At 59.2% G+C, this 255-nt stretch carries 1 protein-coding gene; it reads right to left on the reverse strand.

Annotation, left to right across the window (positions count from 1 at the left end; translation table 11 throughout):
* A partial coding sequence (locus AC3XQU_RS24320; protein ID WP_489876683.1) for a tryptophan-rich sensory protein occupies positions 1–153 on the reverse strand: 153 nt, incomplete at its 3' end.
* Positions 154–255 lie beyond the last annotated feature (102 nt).

Here is a 255-nt window from a genome sequence, read left to right on the forward strand (position 1 = left end):
CAGATAGATCGTCGTCCACGCCACCGGAAACACCCAGTTGGGCGGGGTGAACTTCGGTTTGTTGAGCTGCGCGTACCACTGGCCGGGCTTGAAAACCATGCCGGTGGTTGCGGCTGCACCGCAGGCGATCAGGAAAATCAGGAAAGTCACCATTTATCACTCCTTGGCCGCAGCCAGTCTGCTTGGGTTGCTATTTGGCTCTCGACGACATCAGGTCAATCACCCGCGCCACCAGCGTGTCGACCGCGAAGGGCT

The organism is Telluria sp. AZSoR62 (assembly GCF_058111565.1).